Below are 16816 nucleotides of genomic sequence, written 5' to 3'. Positions count from 1 at the left end.
ATGCCCGAGCGCATTGTCGAGGCGATCTGCCTCCCTAACTCATTCGATGCCGTAGGCGACACAAGCCCCTTTATGGCACGTATGAAACACCGAGCCTCGAAGGACTTCCGCTGGAGTACATCGCGCGCCCTGGAGGACGCGATGTACTTAGCGTACTGGTCTTATGTCTTCCAGCGCGACCAAGATGCCCTAGAGACATGCACATTTCTCACTCAGTATGCCTTTGCCGATAACCATAAACTCTGGGGGTGGGTGGAGCGTACGCTGGCTCTCCAAGCCCGCTTGCTACACTCGGTTGGGGAAACGGAACTCGCCCGAGCTTGTATTGAGCGTATACGGGTGGCTGGTTTCGTGGAGGCACGCCTTGAGGGGCGGCTAACCTCCGGCTACCAGAGAAATATTGCACATACTCAATCGGATGGACGGAAAACGAGCGAGCGGGACTGGAGAGCCATCTACGCCACAGAGCTTTGTGTCCTGATTGAGCTCGGTGGTTCCTCTGTTTTGCCCGTTGCGCAGCTTGAGGAGCTATGGCAGGAGAACTTATCCTGGCTACGCGCCTGTGTCGGCGTGACTTAAGTTGTGCTCACCTGCCTCGACGAGCACCGCAAAGGCGCAGGCGATCTCGGGGAGGTGGGTGAGGGAGATAAGGATCTTCCGGCCCGCGGCGAGCTCGGCGGCTTTTCCGGTGAGCGCGATACTGGGCGCGCCGCTCAGCGCCCGCTCGACACAGATCTCTTTAAACGCCACCCCGCCCCCGAGGCACTTGATGACCGCCTCTTTGGCGGCGAAGCGGGCAGCGATATGGGGCGCAGGGTCGGGGCGGGAGAGACAGTAGGCCGCCTCGCTCTCGGTGAGGATACGCTTGACAAAGCGCTCGGGGAACTCCCCGAGCGCCTTGCGAATGCGCGGAACATCGGTCAGATCGACACCCACTGCGACAACGTTTTGTCCTGCCCCCCAGCCCCCGTGCAACGGGGGGGAAACAAAGTCTTTTTCCTCTTTGTCCCCCCGCCCGGCGGGGGTTAGGGGGGAAGAATCCATCTAGTGGCTCTCTTCGGCCTCGATAAAGCGAATGGCCTCAATCGCGGCCATGCAGCCCATCCCCGCCGCCGTCACTGCTTGCCGGTAGACCGTGTCGTAGACATCGCCCGCGGCAAAACAGCCCTCAATCGGGGTCTTGACACCATCGGTGACCAAGTAGCCGGTCTCGTCCATAGGAAGCTGCCCTGTGAAGAGGCTTGTGTTGGGCTGGTGACCAATGGCAATAAAGACCGCTCCAGCAGCGATTTCACTTATCTCACCTGTCTTGAGATTCTTCACCCGCACACCACGAGCCTTCTTCTCCTCAACTCCCAGAATCTCCTCAATCCCACTGTCCCAAATAAACTTGATCTTGGGGTTCTTCAAAGCACGGTCTGCCATGATCTTGCTGGCACGAAGCGTATCCCGGCGATGAATGACGGTCACAGAGTTGCAGATGCGGGTTAGGTACATCGCCTCTTCCATCGCCGTGTCGCCCCCTCCCACCACGATTACATCCTTGCCCTTGTGGAAGAAACCATCACAGGTAGCACAGGCGGAGACAGCACCACTGGGAGTGCTACGTAGGATCGTCTCGCTCTCCAGTCCGAGCCACTTGGCCGATGCGCCTGTTGCAATGACCAGGGTCTTAGCATGAACCACCTCGCCCGTTGTGGTCTCAATGGCAAAGGGCCTCTGAGAGAGATCAACCTTCCCAATCCAATCCATCCGCACCTCGGTGCCGACACGGATGGCTTGCTCGCGCATGGCGTCCATGAGCTCCGGGCCCTCGATGGGATGGGCAAAGCCAGGGAAGTTCTCCACCTCGGTCGTGATCGTGAGCTGGCCGCCGGGCTGGGGGCCTTCAAAGACCAGCGGTTTTAGCTCCGCGCGGGCGGCGTAGATGGCGGCGGTGAGGCCCGCGGGGCCGCTGCCGATAATGACGATATCGCGTAGTTCGCTCATGACTCTAACCTGCTCTTGATCTCTTGGGCACTCAGGCCACAAATTTGGATTCGTTTGTCGCGGCTGGTCTCGCCGCTCACCAGGGAAACCTGATTTTTCTTTAGTTTTAGCGCCTCGGCGAGGGTCTCGACCACGGCTTTATTGGCCTGGCCATCCGTGGGCGCAGCGGTGACACGGACCAGCACCGCGCCATCGCTCCGAACCCCGGCAACCGAGTTGCGATCCGCCCGTGGCGTCACGCGCACCGCAAGAGTTACAACCAGCTCTGTCATGAAGTTCCGTCACTGTCCGAAAACGCTATTGAGCATGAGGAAAGTCCCCCCGTTTTGGAGGGCGTGGACCACCATCCCCGGTACGACACTCTGGCGCAGGTGCCGCAACACCGCCAGCCCCACCCCGAGCCCAAAGATCGGGAGCCAGTCGCGCTGGGGATGGACCATTGCAAAGAGCACCGCCGAGAGCAGCACGCTGGGCACGCCCGCATAGCGCCGCCGAAGCCCCGTGAAGAGCACTCCCCGGAAGAAGAGCTCCTCAAAAAACGGGGCTAGCAGGCTTGTGGACACAAAGAGCAAGACCTGATCGGAGATACTCGTCCGGTTGGCGATCATGGGCAGCACCGAGTTGCTCGCGCTCTCCAGGTGGGGAATTAAAAATCTCGTGTTCAGCAGATGGAGCACGATGGTGATTGGCTGGAGCGCCGCGTAGCCCGCAAGCCCGTAGAGTAGATCGGCTCCCAGCCGCTCCCGTGTGAGCCCCAGCTCCGCCCAGGTTGCCTTGCACCGCCGTAGGCGCCACCAGAGATAGCCGATCGCCGCCGTGCTGGAGAGCGTCCGTAGCCCGACGGAGAAGAGTACGCGATCAGGGCTCAGGTGGAGCTGCTGCAGAACCGTGTTGGAGAGCACTCCCAAGCCCCGGTAGAGAGCAAGATAGAAGACAAAGACATCGAGGAGAGTCCCCCAGTCGAGCTTGTTGTCTGCCGGCTCGGGGATGCGCCCTAGCCGCTGCCAGCGCCGGGCGTGTGCTTGCTGGAGCACAAAGAGTAGCAACCAGAAACCGACCACGGCAAAGACCGCCTGGATGTCTGTCAGCCACTCCCAGCGCTGGTTGCTCCGCTGGGCACCCGCGTCGCGCCGGTTCTCCAGTGCGAGCGCCTCGGCACGCTTGCCCTGCTTGCGAAGGACCTCCCCGAGCACCTGCGTGTCTAAAAAACGGAGCTGCATCGCCCGCACCTGCGCCTCGGCATCGGCGGGGAGCGGCGGGGTGGGCGGCTTGCCGTAGAGCGCCTGCCAGAGGGGACGCTCCTTCTCGGGGAGGCGCTTGAGCGCGGCAGCGTCGAGGGACTTGCCCAAGAGGTTGCCAACAATCAGCACTTTTCGCGTGGGATTGGGCTGGTCTGTGATGCGCGCGACCTGCTGGTAGCCCTTGAGGGCCTCTTCCAGGGAGGCGCGGCGCTCCTTGGACGGCTGGGCGAAGGCGAGGCGGGTATTCTGCTCCGCGGTGACATAGGTCTCGTAGCCGACACTCCCGCGCGCGGGGAGCGGCTGCCTCTGAGCCCGCACCGCAAAGCTCAGGACAAGCACGGCCAGCCAGAGATAGATTGTCTTAGGAAGCGCCTGCACGCTAGCCTGCTCTACTTACCGCTCTTGAGGCGCTCCTCGGCGTCCCGGAGGTTCTTTGGCCCTGCGGGGAAGTCCGGGAACTTGGCAACAACTTGCTTCCATGCCTGCACCGCGTCTTCGTATTTTTTGAGCTTGGTGTAGCAGTGACCGAGGCTGGTGTAGGTGATCACATCCACCCCACTACCTCCCAGCTTGATCGCTTTCTGGAGGTAGGAGACCGCGGCAGCGTAGTTGTTGGTGCGGTAGAGCTGCTGCCCCATCTCGCTATTGAGTGCCCCCGGCTTCTTGGAGCGGCGGGTGCCGTACTCAAGCAGGGCCTCGGCAGACTTGCTCTCTCCCATGCTCCAGAGGAGATAGCCTGCGGAGCTGTAGGCCTCGTCGAAGTTCTGGTCGGCCTCGACACAGATGCGCAAAAGAGCCACCACGCGGGTGTAGTCCCCATCGTGGAAGTAGTGGTCGCCCGTCTCCCAGAGACCATCCACCACGGTGCTGATCATTCCCGATACCTGAAGCGGCGATGACCCTTTTGTCGCTTTCGTGGGCTTTTTTGCGGCAGTTTGCATAGCGGCATTGTACCAGTTATCCACAGGTTATCCACAGGCACCCCGGAGTTATCCACAGGCGATTTCAGGTATTGTATGCACATGAAAATCACCAAGCTGGAGACATTTCTGGTTCAGCCACGCTGGCTGTTTCTCAAGGTTCACACCGACGAAGGCATTGTCGGGCTGGGGGAGCCACTCTTAGAGGGCCGGGCGGAGACCTGTGCGATGGCGATCAAGGAGCTGGAGAGCGAGCTGATCGGCCAAGACCCGACCAAGATCATCCACCACTGGCAGGCGATCTACCGTCATGCGTTCTACCGAGGCGGCGAGATCCTCACGAGCGCGCTCTCGGGGGTCGAGCAGGCGCTCTGGGATATCAAGGGCAAGGCGCTGGGGGTCCCCGTCTACGAGCTCCTGGGCGGCCCGACCCGCGATAAGATTCGGGTCTACTCCCACTGCGGCCTCGGCGACGATCCCGAGCAGAGCGCGGCCAATGTGCGGGCGAAGCTGGCGCAGGGCTACACGGCGATCAAGACCGGAGTTTCGGGCGGGCGCCCGCCGCGCCTGATCGAGACGCCGGGTTTTGTGGAGACCGTCCGCGATAAGTTCGCCGCCATGCGCGAGGCTGCCGGCCCCGATATCGATATCGCCATCGACTTCCACGGCGCAGTTCCCCCCGCCACGGCGATGCTGCTCATCAAGGCGCTGGAGCCCTACCAGCCGATGTTTATTGAGGAGCCGGTCAACTGCCAAAACGTGGATATCTTGGTAGATATTGCGAGACGAACGCACTTGCCCATCGCTACTGGCGAGCGCCTCTTCACCAAGTGGGGCTTCCGTGAGGTCTTGGAAAAGCGCGCCGCGACCATCCTCCAGCCCGATATCTCCCACGCCGGCGGGATCTTCGAGCTACGCTTAATCGCGGGAATGGCCGAGGCCTACTACGCCGGGATCGCCCCGCACTGTCCGCTGGGTCCGATCGCCTTCGCCGCCAGCCTCCAGCTCGATGCCAGCATCCCCAACTTCTTGATCCAAGAACAGGTCAATATGGGCGAGGGCTACCTCAAAGAGCCCTTTGTCCCCGTCAATGGGTATGTCGCCACCCCGACCAAGCCGGGCCTGGGGATCGAGCTCGACGAAGACGCCATCGCCGAGAAGCTCGGCCACGACTGGAAACCGCCGCACCTCTACGACGAAGACGGCTCGGTCTGCGACTGGTGACATTTGCGCCCGAGGGCAAATTGTGGTAGAGTGACCGTCTGTGTGCGGCGCGGAGCGATCCGCGCCGTTTTTACGCCGTCTAAAAATTTCGGAGCGAGTAGAGAAAAATGAAGCGAACCTTCCAGCCTAAGAACCGACGCCGCCTGCGCGTCCATGGGTTCCGTGCCCGTATGCAGACCCCCACGGGTCGCCGTGTCCTGAGCAACCGCCGCCAGCAGGGCCGTCATGCCCTGACGGTCTTTGCCCACAAGCACTAGTTAGCACGAGACGCTCTCGTCGTCCTTAAAACATGCTGCCGCGCCCCCAACGGCTTGTCCGTCACCGGGACTTTCAGGCGACCTATCAGCGCAAGCGCCGGGTGGACAGCCCGGCACTGACGCTCTATGTGGGTCGTAGGAGTCAGGGAACGCCGCGGCTGGGTTTTGTCGTATCAAAGAAAGTGGCGGGAAAGGCGCACGACCGTAACCTGGTCAAGCGCCGCCTTCGGGCACTCAGCCTGCCACTTCTCCCCGAGCTGGAGCACGTCGATCTTGTGGTTGTCGTGCGCGCCCCAGCGCTCACACTGGATTTTGCCGGTCTGCGCGCCACCGTGGTGCAACTTTTCCAGCAAGCCGGGGTCTTGAAGACGGCAGGAGACACAAACGACGGTGGGGAGCGATGAAGACACGACAAAGACAGAGGTCCCGCGATCTCAGAACGATCGCCCGACAGATCGGACAGGGGGTGGGCGCACTGCTCATCGCCCTCATCCGTGGCTACCAGCGCGTCTCCCGCTACACTCCCCCGACCTGTCGCTTCACCCCCTCCTGCTCCGAGTACACCGCTCAGGCAATCCAGGCATACGGCCCACTGCAGGGGGGCTGGCTCGGGCTGCGACGGATCTGTCGCTGCCATCCGTTTCACCCCGGCGGCCACGATCCTGTCCCTGGTCGGGCAAAAGCCCCCGGCACTCCCAAAGTCCCCGGCACCCAAGAAGGATAAGACTCACGTGACCCTTACTCCACGCATCCGCGCCTCTGTGGCCTCACTCTTGCTCCTGCTCGCCCTCCTCTTTGGAGCCGGCTGTGGCCCGAACTACAGTGTCCCCGATACCCCCACCGCAGCCATTGCGGCGGCGGAGGCCAAGGTGAAGGTCGCTCAGGATGCCGAGGTCGCCAAGTCCACCAAGACCGAGGCACTCTGGCAGGAAGCCGCCGGGTTCTACACCGCGGTCGCCAATAAGTTCATCCCCCAGGCCGAGGGAATGAAGGCCGCCGTGGTCGCCGCCGACCTGACCGCCAACAAGCTCAACAACAACTACAACGCCTGGGTACAGCTCAAGCAGATCTCCCGCCGCATCATCAACTCCGATCTCCCGGAGAAGACCGCCGTCATCAATAAGATGCACGAGCTCTCTCAGAAGATGGACGAGGTCAACTCCAAGGGCATTCCCTACAAGATCATGGATGGGCTAGTCACCCTCTGTGGCGGCAACCCTGAGGTCTCGCCGGTCATCGCTCTGTTTGTGATCGCGATCTTTGTCGCGGTGATCATGTGGCCGCTTCAGCTCAAGCAGTACAAGGCCTTCAAGGAGCTTGCCAAGTACCAGCCCGAGATCAAGAAGATCCAGGAGCGCTACAAAGACGACCCCATGCTGATGCAGCAGAAGATGGGCGAGTTCAACAAGCAGCACGGGATCAACCCCATGCAAGGCTGTGGGATGATGATCCCCCAGATGCTGATCTTCTTCTCGATGTTCCAGCTGATCCAGGGCTACCAGTTCCACTTTACCCACGCCCACTTCCTCTGGATCAACGAGGCGGTGGGGGCCGCGAGCCTCAAGTGGCCCTACCCCCTGACCGGCGCACTGGCCCACCACCTCGGCGAGCTGGATATCCTGCTGCTGTTCTTCTACGCCCTCGCGCAGTTCCTCCAGTCCAAGCTCCTGCCCGCCCCGACCGACCCCACACAGGCCGAGGTCCAGAAGGCCATGACGACCTTCATGCCCGTGACCTACTTCCTGTTCATGCTCCAGAGCCAGGTATCGTCGGCGTTCGTGCTGTACTACTTTGTCTCCACCCTCCTGGGGATGCTACGCCAGTGGCTGATGAACCGGATGAACAAGGGCGATGACAGTAGCCCGGTACTACTGGCAACAAAAACCTCGGTAGGGGATAATGCCCCGTCTGGTGGGGATCTCAAAGCCAACCAGAAGCTGATCTCGCCAAAAAATCAGAAGAAGAAATAGGAGTAGACAATGGAGGATATCAAGGCGCAGGTGCTGACCTTCGCACAGGAGTTTGCGGCAACGACGGGGCTGGATCTCTCCGCGCAAGTGGACCGAGATGAGCCCGAAGGGGTGCTGATCGGCTTTCACGGCGACGATGCACGCTTCTTAATTGGGCGGGGTGGCCAGGTTCTGGATGCCCTCCAGCTCGTGGCGATCAATGCGATTGTAGGCCAGGGTCGTGGACGCCTGCGGGTGACCTTCGATGCCGATGGCTACCGCCTGCGCCGAGAGAAGATGCTCACCGACATGGCCAACGAGCTCGCCGATCAGGTAGCCTCGACCGGTCAAGAGGCTGTCTTGGACCCGTTGCCTCCCCTGGAGCGCCGCATTGTCCACCAAGCACTCACCGGGCGCACCGATATCCAGACCTACTCCGAGGGCGAAGAGCCGGATCGCTATATCGTGATCGCCCCGCAGCAGTAAGAGTACCCACAAGATGCAGACTTCCCTCAACGACGAGGTGCTGGCCTCCTGCCGCGCCACCTTTGCCGCAGACCCGGTGGCGCGGATCGCCCGCAATGCAATCGCCAAGACTCCCATCAAGGGGATCGCGCTCAACCGGGATGCGGTCACGCGCCACACCCACACCTACTCTCACACGGTCAAGGCCGGTAAGGCCACTGCGCAGAACGCCTCGGGGCGCTGCTGGCTCTTTGCGGGCCTGAACCTCTTCCGCACGCAGATCGCCGAGAAGCTGAAGGTGGAGGAGTTCGAGCTCTCCCAAAACTACCTGATGTTCTGGGACAAGCTGGAGAAGGCAAACTACTTCCTAGAAAATATTCTCGCTACGCTCGATGAGCCCGTGGGGAGCCGCCTACTGGACTGGCTCTGCGCCAGCCCGCTCCAAGACGGCGGCCAGTGGGACATGTTCGCCGCGCTGGTGAAAAAGTACGGGGTCGTCCCCAAAGAGGCCATGCCCGAGACCGAGAGCTCGTCGCGCTCCGCCGACATGAACGCGCTGATGACTCTCAAGCTGCGCCAGGCCGCAAGTGAGCTCCGCGCCGCCCATGCGGCAGGCGCTAGCCTCACGGAGCTTCGGGTACAAAAAGACGCCCTTGTGCCCGTGCTCTACCGCATGCTGGCGACACATCTCGGGGAGCCCCCCACCGAGTTTCTCTGGCAGTGGCGCGATAAGGACAAGAAGTTCCACCGCGACGGCACCTTGACCCCGCAGCAGTTCCTCAAAAAATACGTGAAGCTGGACCTCGATGAGCTGGTCTGCCTGATCCACTGCCCGCAGGCCACCAAGTCTTACAACACGCTCTACACGATCGCGTATCTCGGCAATGTGGTCGGGGGGCAGCCGATCCAGTACCTGAATGTCGAGATGCCCGCCCTCAAGGCCGCGACTCAGGCGATGATCCAGGACGGCAAGTCGGTCTGGTTTGGCTGTGATGTGGGCAAGCAGATGGACCGCGATCTGGGCCTGATGGACCTGGAGCTCTTTGAGTACGAGCCGCTCTACGGCACGAGCCTGGAGCTGGACAAGGCCGCGCGCCTCGACTATGGCCAGAGTCTGATGACCCACGCGATGGTGCTCACCGGCGTGGATATCGACGACAGCGGCGCACCGCGCAAGTGGCGGGTCGAGAACTCCTGGGGCGAGCAGGGCGGCGACAAGGGCTTCATGGCCATGACCGATGCCTGGTTCGATGAGTACATGTACGAGGTGGCGGTGGAGAAGAAGTACCTCCCCAAAGAGCTCCTCGCGCTCCTCGATGGCCCCCTTGTCCCCCTCAACCCCTGGGACCCCATGGGCTCGCTCGCGGCCTCGGTTTAGGTTAAAATCCTCCTGTAACGCTGGCGTAACGCAAAGACGCTACCCTAGGCAACAGGAGGAAAACCACCATGACACTCAGCCGTCGGCAGGCGCTGCAGCTTGCCGCTTTTGGACTACTTCAGAGCCCCGCTCTGGCGCAGGGGCAGGCGACACCCCACCGATCCTTCGGAGGCTTTGAGAACGATCCGACCGGCGAGAAGCACGATACGACGCGCTGGGCAATGCTGCCGATCCTGGGGGTGCTCTGCACCGTGACCTGGAAGCAGTCCCCCGCGGACAAGTGGACCTGGTTTCGCGGACTGAAGCAGGGCTACGCAGTCGGCAAGAACGTCCTCCTCAAAGACGAGTGGCAGGACCTCTGGGTGGTCGGGGGCAGACGGCTCTTTGGGCGGCTCTTTGGGAAAGAGGTGGATAAAACCATCTGGGAGATTCCCCTCACACGTAAGGGCAAGGACCTCAAGCTCGGCAAGCCCGTCGCAACCAACTACACGACGATTTCGATAGGCTCGACCTGCTGCGGTATCCAGAAGGAGTCCGCGATGGACTGGTTCGATAGCGACGGTGAGGTGATTGTCACCCTGCATAACGCCCTGACCCCCCCCCGTCACTATGGCACCGTCTACAGCGTGGAGCTACGTGACCCCAGTGGAATCCCCGTCCTGGCCATGATAGACGGCAAGGGCCAGCTCGTCTCCCCCCTGCTCCCCGAGGTCAAGCAGTTTATCTACACGAAGACCCGGACCGACGGCGGCTGGAGTGAGTATCCCATCCTGACGGTTCCTGTAGATAAGGGAAAGAACCTCTTTCTTCCCATAAACGACCAAGGACAGCTCCCCACAGATGCGCTGAAAGTCCGTGGCTACTACCCCAGCATTGCCTTTCCTCCTCCTGGTACGGCCGATAGCCCCTTTATTGGTGCCCGAACCGTCTTGGTAGGTGGCTGGCTCAAAGAATACGACCTCGAAGGAAGCGTGGCCTATGGCTGGGTCTCGGAGGATCTGAAACGAGAGACCGGGCCTGTCTGGCGCTCTATGCACAACCTCCCCGCGCCTTATCCTGAGTGCATGGTCGGGGAGCTCCTTGATGGTACTTGGATGGTCTATCGGCTAGCACGGTGGCAACAGCGTGATGCAGGGCTTCCGCTCCATGAGCCCATGCTTCCCGAGTCTGCTCCCTCGCGCGACGAAGCCCTGCGGCGCTTGCCTCCGTTCTATCAGGAGAAGATCGTCAAACCCAGAGAGGAGGCACGTCAGAGAGAGCTGGAGGAGGCACGTCGGTACTGGGAGCAGCGAAGCAAGGACAATACCGCCTTGCTCATCGCGCACGGCTACAAGCCCGGCCAAGGCTCGGAGTCGCCCGCCGAGCTCCAAAGGATCGCCGAGACACTGCGCCACATTCGTATGGATATCGATCTACGCCTCTACCAGGACTACCAAGACGATATCAACAAGCTCCCGGTAGACTGGCAGATACGCTACATCCTCTCCGGCGGGCAGAGTGCCTTTGGAGAGCGCTACGCCATCACGGCGGAGGTCGTCGAGGGCTACTCGAAAAGTGTCCGTGACCCCCAGTTCGCCGCCGAGCTTCGGCAGCGTGCAGCGAGCCTTCGCGCGGTCGAAGAAGCCCGGAAGAAGCAGGCCGAGCTCGATGCCGCAGCGTTCAAGAAGCGCCAGGAGGAGTGGAAGAAGCAGGGCAACCCCAACAGCCCAGGGAGGCCCTCGGGGCATGTCTACACCGCTCCATCGAGTGCCTCCTGGGTCTACAAACCACAGCCTGCCAGCACGTCGCCGGGCCTCGGGCAGTACATGAAAGATCTCTATGAGTACGGGCGTGGCCGGGACTGGAAACCGGTCTACCGTTAAGAATTTCCTATAAAGTCTTCCGACGTCTCGCCAACAATAACTCTATATGGCAGAGATCTGGCAGAGAGACTCAGGGTTGCGGCTCAGCGTGCTAATACTGGGGCTTGCTGTCTTTGTGCATGCCCTAGGCCACGCCAGCAAGCTCCCTTGGACCGAGATTGTCTTTTTCAGTCTGATCGCCACCGTCGTGCGCCAGCGCCAGGTTCCGCTGATCAAAGATAGCAAGGGCAACGTGATCCTCGCCCATGTCCCCGGCGAGTCGGTGCTGCTGCTGCTGATCCTACGTCACGGGGCCGAGGCGGCGGTCTGTACGAGCTTTCTTACCAACTTCCTGGCAAGTGTCCTATGCTGGCGACAGTTCTACAGCAAGCCTTCGTACTATATTGGCTCGACCAGCAATATGTTCTTGCTCCCCTTACTCGCCTTTGTCTGGGCCTGGGTCTACCAGGCACTCGGTGGGGTGCGCCTCCGCACGCCCGAGGACTGCACACTCCTCTTCCAGGACCCCGAGCGGGTCGCTCTTCCCTTCCTGGGAGCGTCGCTGGTGACGGCCGAGCTCCTGAATCGGTGCTTCCAGTCCATGGTGGCCTGGCTCCGGCACGGGACGCCTCTCCGGCAATCCCTGGGAGACTTCTCCCTGGGGACATTTGAGCACCTAGAGAATATCGGGGCGGTACTGGCGCTGGCGTGCTGGACCACGTGGGGCTGGGGGGTGCTCCCGTTTATCCTGGTGCTGATGGAGTCGCTTCTTGTGTCGGCGCGGGAGAAGGTCCACCGGATCGAGGCGCGCAAGGCGGCGAGCCTGGATGTGCTGACCGGACTGGCAAGTGCTCGCGGGCTTAGCGAAGGACTGGCGAGACGCCTGCGCCCTCAGGCCCCTCCCTTTGCCCTGCTCTACCTGGATATGGACCGCTTTAAGCAGGTCAACGATACCTACGGCCATGGTGTGGGCGATGAGCTTCTGGTCCAGGTGGCTAAGACACTGCAGGCCAGTGTCGTCCCCGAGGCACTGGTTGCGCGGCGGGGGGGAGATGAGTTTATCCTGGTGCTCCCTATCCAAGACCGTGCCGAGGCGGAGCGAACCCGCAGGCACCTACGCGAGGCGGTCGAGAGCGCAATCGCCGACGATCCCCGGTTCCGTCGGGTGAGCTTCTCCGCGGGGGTGGCGCTGTTCCCGAGCGATGGGACGAGTGAAGAGGCGCTACTGGACGCGGCAGATCGGGCGATGTATGCTGAAAAACAAGCACGGCAGCGTCTTGCGGCCTGATATACTAAATGTTCTAAATAAAAACTGGAGGAACCTCTCTTGTCAATTCTCGTCGTAGGTGGCGCTGGCTATATCGGCTCGCACACCACGTTGTATCTTAAGGAAAGTGGCCACGAGGTAGTCATTCTCGATAACTTTGAGCTCGGGCACCGCAAGGTCACCAAGATCCTAGACGTGCCCTTTGTCTACGCGGACTACGGCGATAGCGCTGCCGTCGGCAAGGCGATCCGTCAGTACAAGGTCGATGCCGTGATGCACTTTGGTGCCTATGCATCGGTGCCGGACTCCGTGGCCGACCCGCGCAAGTACTACGAGGGAAATATCGGCAAGGGCCTCGCGCTCCTCGGGGCGATGCTGGACAATGGTGTCAAGAACCTGATCTTTTCGTCGAGTGCCGCCACGTTTGGCGAGCCGCAGATCCTCCCCATCCCCGAGGACCACCCCCAGAAGACCACCAACCCCTACGGCGAGACCAAGCTCATGTTCGAGCGCATCTTAAAAGACTACGAGCATGCCTTCGGCCTCACCAGTGTCAGCCTGCGCTACTTCAACGCCGCCGGTGCCGACTCCCAGGGCCGCCTCGGCGAGGACCACAGCCCCGAGCAGCACGCCCTGCCGCTCCTGCTAGACACCGCGCTCGGACGCCGGGAGAAGTTCTTTGTCTACGGCACGGACTGGGACACCCGTGATGGCAGCTGCATGCGGGACTTTATCCATGTGGAAGACCTCGCCGATGCCCATATCCGCGCCCTCAGCTACCTGCGCGACGGCGGCAAGACCACGGCCTACAACTTAGGCAACACCTACGGCACGACGGTTCTAGAGGCCCTTGCTGCCGCGGAGAAAGTCACGGGCGTGACGATCAACTGGGAAGCCGCCCCCCGCCGCCCCGGCGATCCGGGCCGCCTCTGCGCGTCGTGCGAGAAGATCAAGGCCGAGCTGGGCTGGGCACCCAAGTACCCCGATATCGAGTCTATCCTCAAGCACGCCTACGAGTGGCGCAAGTCCCACCCCAAGGGCTACTACACTGAATCCGGGGATTAAAATCCCCGGCAGAAGTAAGGGAGCGTCCCGGGGACGCGCGGAGAAGTCAGTGCTCCGCGCGTCCTCGGGAGGCTCTTTTTTTCAGGAGCGGGTATCCTGTGAGCTATGACAGCAGATTTGGAACGAGCACACAGCAATCTCACCGGGCACTTGCTCAAGATGCACAACTGGGCGCGCCAGATGACGCCCGAGCAGTTCGACTTCACGTACCACCCCGCCGCGCCTACAGCACGCACGCTTGTCACGCACGCCTGGCAGTGGCTTGTCTGTGACCGCCAGCACATTGAGGAGCCCGACGCCAGCAAGCACCCGCGCGTGCCCGAAGCGCCTCAAGACCCGCAGGCACTCTGTGCGGAGCTCGCTGCCGAGATCGCGCGCTGGGACGAAATGCTCCAGGCGATGCCTGCCGAGAAGCTCGACGAGAAGCGCCATCAGTTCAACCGCACGGGCTGGGACTGGAGTGTCCGGGGCTGTGTGTATCACATGCTTCAGAACGTCATCTACAAGCACGGCCAGCTCTCGTATCTGGCGTTCTCGTTTGGCCTCGATGGCACCGAACCCTACGCCGCTCCGTTTCCCAATCCGATCTATGAAGAAGTTTTCGGGTGAAAAAATAATCCGCGTGGTTTTATCTTCCCCATCCGGGGATTGAAATCCCCGTCTCGGAGTTTGGGAGCGTCCCGAGGACGCGCGGAGAAGTAAGTGCTCTGCGCGTCCCCGGGGCGCTCTTTTTCCGGAGGCGGGTATTTCCAATGTCCGATTCGCCGCAGGGATGCGTCGTTTGGTATGCTAGAGCCATGTCCTCTGAACTGGAACTTGTCTCCCACAACCTCCTTGGCAATGCCCGTAAGATCCTGCGCTGGGCACGCCAGCTATCGCCCGAGCAGCTCGACTTTACCTACTCCCCCTCGGCGCCCACGGCCCGCAACCTGGTGATCCATACCTGGCAGTGGCTTGCCTGCGACCGCCAGCATATTGAGCAGCCCGATGCCTCACAGCATGCGCTCATCCTCGAAGCCCCGGCCGATCCCGAAGCCCTCTTTGCCGAGTTTGAGGCCGAGCTGGACCGCTGGCAGGCACTTCTGGCCGGGCTTACGGAGGAGAAGCTGGCCGAGCCGCGCTCTCAGTTCAACGATACGAGCTACCCTTGGAGTGTGCGCGATGCGGTCTACCACATGCTTCAGAATGTCCTCTACAAGCTGGGGCAGTTTTCCTATCTGTACTATGCCTTTGGCCTGGATGGCACGGCACCCTACGAGGCTCCTTTTCCCAATCCCATCTACAAAGAAGTCTTCGGTGGGGCGTAGTTCCGCAGTAGAGGACAGCGAGCCTGGCCTCAGCTCGGGCGAGGTTTTTGTGGGAGCCCTCCTCTTGCTCTTAGCGGTCGGAATGTCCTGGCTCACGCTTCTTCGCAGGCACGCAGGGCTTGGGTGGGTTGCGTTTCTGACGGGAGCGACAGCCGCCCTCTGGCTTGCGACATCGGTGAGCTTGCTGTTACGTGCACGCTTTCTGTCCTACTGGCTCTTACTGATCACAGGCCTCCCCTTAGCCCTGGGAAATATGGTCGTGCTCGGGATTCGCGAAAGGAGAGCCAAGTCGGAGCAAAACCAGTGATAAAATAATCCGCTATGCCTGCTACTTCCCTTGATCAGATCATCTCTCTCTGCAAACGACGCGGTTTTATCTTCCCCGGCTCCGAGATCTACGGTGGCCTCCAGGGAACCTACGACTACGGCCCCCTCGGTGTCGAGCTGAAGAACAACCTCAAGCGGCTCTGGTGGAAGCACAATGTCTACGAGCGCGATGACATGGAGGGGATCGAGACGGCGCTGCTGACCAACCGCTATGTCCTGCGCTACTCCGGCCACGAACGCGGCTTTACCGACCCGCTGATCGACAACAAGACCACCAAGAAGCGCTACCGGTTCGACCACCTGCTCAAGGAGCAGACGCCCGAGACGCTGGATGCAATCGCGGCAAGCTTCGGGATCGAGCGCAACCCGGACATGGATATCTTTGTCGATGCGCTCCTCACCGACCCAACCAAGGCACAGACCGCGCTCAAGGCCGCCAAGGTGGTCGATGCCGCCGATGGTAAGCCGGGCGACTGGACCGAGCCGCGGACCTTCAACCTGATGTTCAAGACCCAGGTCGGGCCGGTCGCGGATGACGAGAACTTCGCCTATCTTCGCCCCGAGACCGCGCAGGGGATGTTTGTCAACTTCAAGAATGTGCTCGACTCCACCAACCGCAAGCTACCCTTTGGGATCGCGCAGCAGGGCAAGTCCTTCCGCAACGAGATCACGCCCCGCAACTTTATCTTCCGGGTCCGCGAGCTGGAGCAGATGGAGATCGAGTACTTTGTCAAGCCCGAGAACGCCCCCCAGCTCCACGAGGAGTGGATCCAGGACCACATCGACTGGTGGGTGAATGTCGTAGGGCTAGACCGTGAGAAGATCCAGCTCTTTGAGCATGTCAAGCTGGCGCATTACTCCAGCCGCACGGTCGATATCCTCTACAACTTCCCGACCCTGGGCTTCGATGAGCTGGAAGGAATCGCCAACCGCGGCGACTTCGACCTGGGCTCCCACTCCCGCGCCAACGACACGCTGGGGCTCACCAGCGCGGTCGCGCCCAACGAGCACTCGGTGGAGAAGCTGACCTACTTCGACCACGAGACCAATAAGCACATTGTCCCGTTTGTGATCGAGCCCGCCGCCGGCGTGGACCGGGGCGTGCTCGCGGCGCTGTGCGAGGCCTACGACGAAGAAGTGGTCAATGCGGAGAAGGGCGATATCCGGGTGGTGCTGCGCCTCAAGCCCGCCCTCGCCCCGATCAAGGTGGCGGTCCTACCGCTCGCCAAGAACAAGCCGGAGATCGTCGCCAAGGCCAAGGCGATCAAGAAAGACCTGCAGAACCAGCTGGGGATGCGGGTGGTCTACGACGATACCGCGGCGATTGGACGTCTCTACCGCCGCCAGGACGAGGCCGGGACGCCGTTCTGTATCACGGTGGACTACGACACTCTGGGGCAGTCCAAAGACGGTGGCACGGAGCTGTTGGACACGGTCACGGTCCGCGACCGCGACACCATGGCGCAGGAGCGGATCGCCATCGCCGACCTGCTGGGCTACCTGCGAGCGCGGCTGGTCTAGCCTCCCACATCAACCCCAAAAAGCTGGGCTGCCGAGAGGCACTCAGCTTTTTTTGGCAGGGCTGA

At 61.4% G+C, this 16816-nt stretch carries 20 protein-coding genes; 15 read left to right on the top strand and 5 right to left on the bottom strand.

All coding sequences use genetic code 11. From position 1 onward, the window contains the following. On the top strand, positions 1-579 hold the full coding sequence (locus HNQ39_RS30785) for a DUF6707 family protein (protein WP_425503547.1): 579 nt from the start codon (positions 1-3) through the stop codon (positions 577-579). Here the strand turns inward: HNQ39_RS30785 and acpS are convergent. The 5 genes from acpS to HNQ39_RS08110 are packed head-to-tail and all read right to left on the bottom strand — an operon-like array spanning position 553 to position 4171. After that, a complete protein-coding gene (gene acpS, locus HNQ39_RS08130) occupies positions 553-1044 on the bottom strand; it encodes a holo-ACP synthase (protein WP_184193715.1) in 492 nt (163 codons plus the stop codon). The two genes, HNQ39_RS30785 and acpS, sit on opposite strands and share 27 nt — an antisense overlap. Next, positions 1045-1989, bottom strand: coding sequence for a thioredoxin-disulfide reductase (trxB, locus tag HNQ39_RS08125; RefSeq protein ID WP_184193712.1), 945 nt, complete (start codon positions 1987-1989; stop codon positions 1045-1047). It lies immediately after the preceding gene. Continuing rightward, positions 1986-2261, bottom strand: coding sequence for a DUF167 domain-containing protein (locus HNQ39_RS08120; RefSeq protein ID WP_184193709.1), 276 nt, complete (start codon positions 2259-2261; stop codon positions 1986-1988). The genes trxB and HNQ39_RS08120 overlap by 4 nt, the downstream gene beginning before the upstream one ends. 9 nt (positions 2262-2270) lie before the next feature. Next, on the bottom strand, positions 2271-3608 hold the full coding sequence (locus HNQ39_RS30520) for a CPBP family glutamic-type intramembrane protease (protein WP_184193706.1): 1338 nt from the start codon (positions 3606-3608) through the stop codon (positions 2271-2273). 11 nt (positions 3609-3619) lie between these two features. Further along, on the bottom strand, positions 3620-4171 hold the full coding sequence (locus tag HNQ39_RS08110; protein WP_184193703.1) for a tetratricopeptide repeat protein: 552 nt from the start codon (positions 4169-4171) through the stop codon (positions 3620-3622). 81 nt (positions 4172-4252) lie between these two features. Here HNQ39_RS08110 and dgoD point away from each other — a divergent pair, with 81 nt between their 5' ends. The 14 genes from dgoD (at position 4253) to HNQ39_RS08040 (ending at position 16751) form a co-directional block, all read left to right on the top strand. Then, positions 4253-5374: a galactonate dehydratase gene (gene dgoD / locus HNQ39_RS08105; RefSeq protein WP_184193700.1), complete on the top strand. Its 1122-nt coding sequence runs from the start codon at positions 4253-4255 to the stop codon at positions 5372-5374. Between the two features lie 107 nt (positions 5375-5481). After that, entirely contained in the window at positions 5482-5631 is a 150-nt protein-coding gene (gene rpmH / locus HNQ39_RS08100) for a 50S ribosomal protein L34 (protein WP_184193697.1), read from the top strand. A gap of 32 nt (positions 5632-5663) precedes the next feature. Beyond that, positions 5664-6035: a ribonuclease P protein component gene (gene rnpA, locus HNQ39_RS08095; RefSeq protein WP_184193694.1), complete on the top strand. Its 372-nt coding sequence runs from the start codon at positions 5664-5666 to the stop codon at positions 6033-6035. 62 nt (positions 6036-6097) lie between these two features. Continuing rightward, a complete protein-coding gene (gene yidD / locus HNQ39_RS08090; RefSeq protein WP_343075966.1) occupies positions 6098-6355 on the top strand; it encodes a membrane protein insertion efficiency factor YidD in 258 nt (85 codons plus the stop codon). Positions 6356-6362: 7 nt separating this feature from the next. Then, on the top strand, positions 6363-7601 hold the full coding sequence (locus HNQ39_RS30515) for a YidC/Oxa1 family membrane protein insertase (RefSeq protein WP_184193688.1): 1239 nt from the start codon (positions 6363-6365) through the stop codon (positions 7599-7601). Between the two features lie 9 nt (positions 7602-7610). After that, entirely contained in the window at positions 7611-8066 is a 456-nt protein-coding gene (locus HNQ39_RS08080) for a Jag family protein (RefSeq protein WP_184193685.1), read from the top strand. A gap of 13 nt (positions 8067-8079) precedes the next feature. Further along, on the top strand, positions 8080-9423 hold the full coding sequence (locus tag HNQ39_RS08075; RefSeq protein ID WP_184193682.1) for a C1 family peptidase: 1344 nt from the start codon (positions 8080-8082) through the stop codon (positions 9421-9423). A 68-nt stretch (positions 9424-9491) separates the two neighbouring features. Then, positions 9492-11285, top strand: a complete 1794-nt coding sequence (locus tag HNQ39_RS08070) for a hypothetical protein (RefSeq protein WP_184193679.1) — start codon at positions 9492-9494, stop codon at positions 11283-11285. 46 nt (positions 11286-11331) lie between these two features. Further along, positions 11332-12552 carry a GGDEF domain-containing protein gene (locus HNQ39_RS08065; protein ID WP_184193676.1) on the top strand — a complete coding sequence of 407 codons (1221 nt, stop codon included), beginning with the start codon at positions 11332-11334 and terminating at the stop codon, positions 12550-12552. Positions 12553-12591: 39 nt separating this feature from the next. After that, the gene (galE, locus tag HNQ39_RS08060) at positions 12592-13596 is read left to right on the top strand and encodes a UDP-glucose 4-epimerase GalE (RefSeq protein ID WP_221289924.1); all 1005 of its coding nucleotides are present in this window, start codon (positions 12592-12594) and stop codon (positions 13594-13596) included. A gap of 105 nt (positions 13597-13701) precedes the next feature. Continuing rightward, positions 13702-14205, top strand: coding sequence for a DinB family protein (locus HNQ39_RS08055; protein WP_184193674.1), 504 nt, complete (start codon positions 13702-13704; stop codon positions 14203-14205). 188 nt (positions 14206-14393) lie between these two features. Next, positions 14394-14903, top strand: coding sequence for a DinB family protein (locus HNQ39_RS08050; protein ID WP_184193671.1), 510 nt, complete (start codon positions 14394-14396; stop codon positions 14901-14903). Beyond that, positions 14893-15210, top strand: a complete 318-nt coding sequence (locus HNQ39_RS08045) for a hypothetical protein (protein WP_184193668.1) — start codon at positions 14893-14895, stop codon at positions 15208-15210. Before HNQ39_RS08050 ends, HNQ39_RS08045 begins: the two co-directional genes overlap by 11 nt. A gap of 14 nt (positions 15211-15224) precedes the next feature. Then, positions 15225-16751 carry a glycine--tRNA ligase gene (locus tag HNQ39_RS08040; RefSeq protein WP_184193665.1) on the top strand — a complete coding sequence of 509 codons (1527 nt, stop codon included), beginning with the start codon at positions 15225-15227 and terminating at the stop codon, positions 16749-16751. Positions 16752-16816 lie beyond the last annotated feature (65 nt).

Origin of the sequence: Armatimonas rosea (assembly GCF_014202505.1) — a bacterium.
In the GTDB taxonomy this organism is placed as follows: domain Bacteria; phylum Armatimonadota; class Armatimonadia; order Armatimonadales; family Armatimonadaceae; genus Armatimonas; species Armatimonas rosea.
This window is presented reverse-complemented; position numbering and strand designations above follow the sequence as displayed.

Excerpts from the sequence above, each read along its gene's own strand:
- HNQ39_RS30785 (WP_425503547.1), top strand. The coding sequence starts at position 1 with ATGCCCGAGCGCATTGTCGAGGCGATCTGCCTCCCTAACTCATTCGAT.
- acpS (WP_184193715.1), bottom strand. The coding sequence starts at position 1,044 with ATGGATTCTTCCCCCCTAACCCCCGCCGGGCGGGGGGACAAAGAGGAA.
- trxB (WP_184193712.1), bottom strand. The coding sequence starts at position 1,989 with ATGAGCGAACTACGCGATATCGTCATTATCGGCAGCGGCCCCGCGGGC.
- HNQ39_RS08120 (WP_184193709.1), bottom strand. The coding sequence starts at position 2,261 with ATGACAGAGCTGGTTGTAACTCTTGCGGTGCGCGTGACGCCACGGGCG.
- HNQ39_RS08110 (WP_184193703.1), bottom strand. The coding sequence starts at position 4,171 with ATGCAAACTGCCGCAAAAAAGCCCACGAAAGCGACAAAAGGGTCATCG.
- dgoD (WP_184193700.1), top strand. The coding sequence starts at position 4,253 with ATGAAAATCACCAAGCTGGAGACATTTCTGGTTCAGCCACGCTGGCTG.
- rpmH (WP_184193697.1), top strand. The coding sequence starts at position 5,482 with ATGAAGCGAACCTTCCAGCCTAAGAACCGACGCCGCCTGCGCGTCCAT.
- rnpA (WP_184193694.1), top strand. The coding sequence starts at position 5,664 with ATGCTGCCGCGCCCCCAACGGCTTGTCCGTCACCGGGACTTTCAGGCG.
- HNQ39_RS08080 (WP_184193685.1), top strand. The coding sequence starts at position 7,611 with ATGGAGGATATCAAGGCGCAGGTGCTGACCTTCGCACAGGAGTTTGCG.
- HNQ39_RS08075 (WP_184193682.1), top strand. The coding sequence starts at position 8,080 with ATGCAGACTTCCCTCAACGACGAGGTGCTGGCCTCCTGCCGCGCCACC.
- HNQ39_RS08070 (WP_184193679.1), top strand. The coding sequence starts at position 9,492 with ATGACACTCAGCCGTCGGCAGGCGCTGCAGCTTGCCGCTTTTGGACTA.
- HNQ39_RS08065 (WP_184193676.1), top strand. The coding sequence starts at position 11,332 with ATGGCAGAGATCTGGCAGAGAGACTCAGGGTTGCGGCTCAGCGTGCTA.
- HNQ39_RS08055 (WP_184193674.1), top strand. The coding sequence starts at position 13,702 with ATGACAGCAGATTTGGAACGAGCACACAGCAATCTCACCGGGCACTTG.
- HNQ39_RS08050 (WP_184193671.1), top strand. The coding sequence starts at position 14,394 with ATGTCCTCTGAACTGGAACTTGTCTCCCACAACCTCCTTGGCAATGCC.
- HNQ39_RS08040 (WP_184193665.1), top strand. The coding sequence starts at position 15,225 with ATGCCTGCTACTTCCCTTGATCAGATCATCTCTCTCTGCAAACGACGC.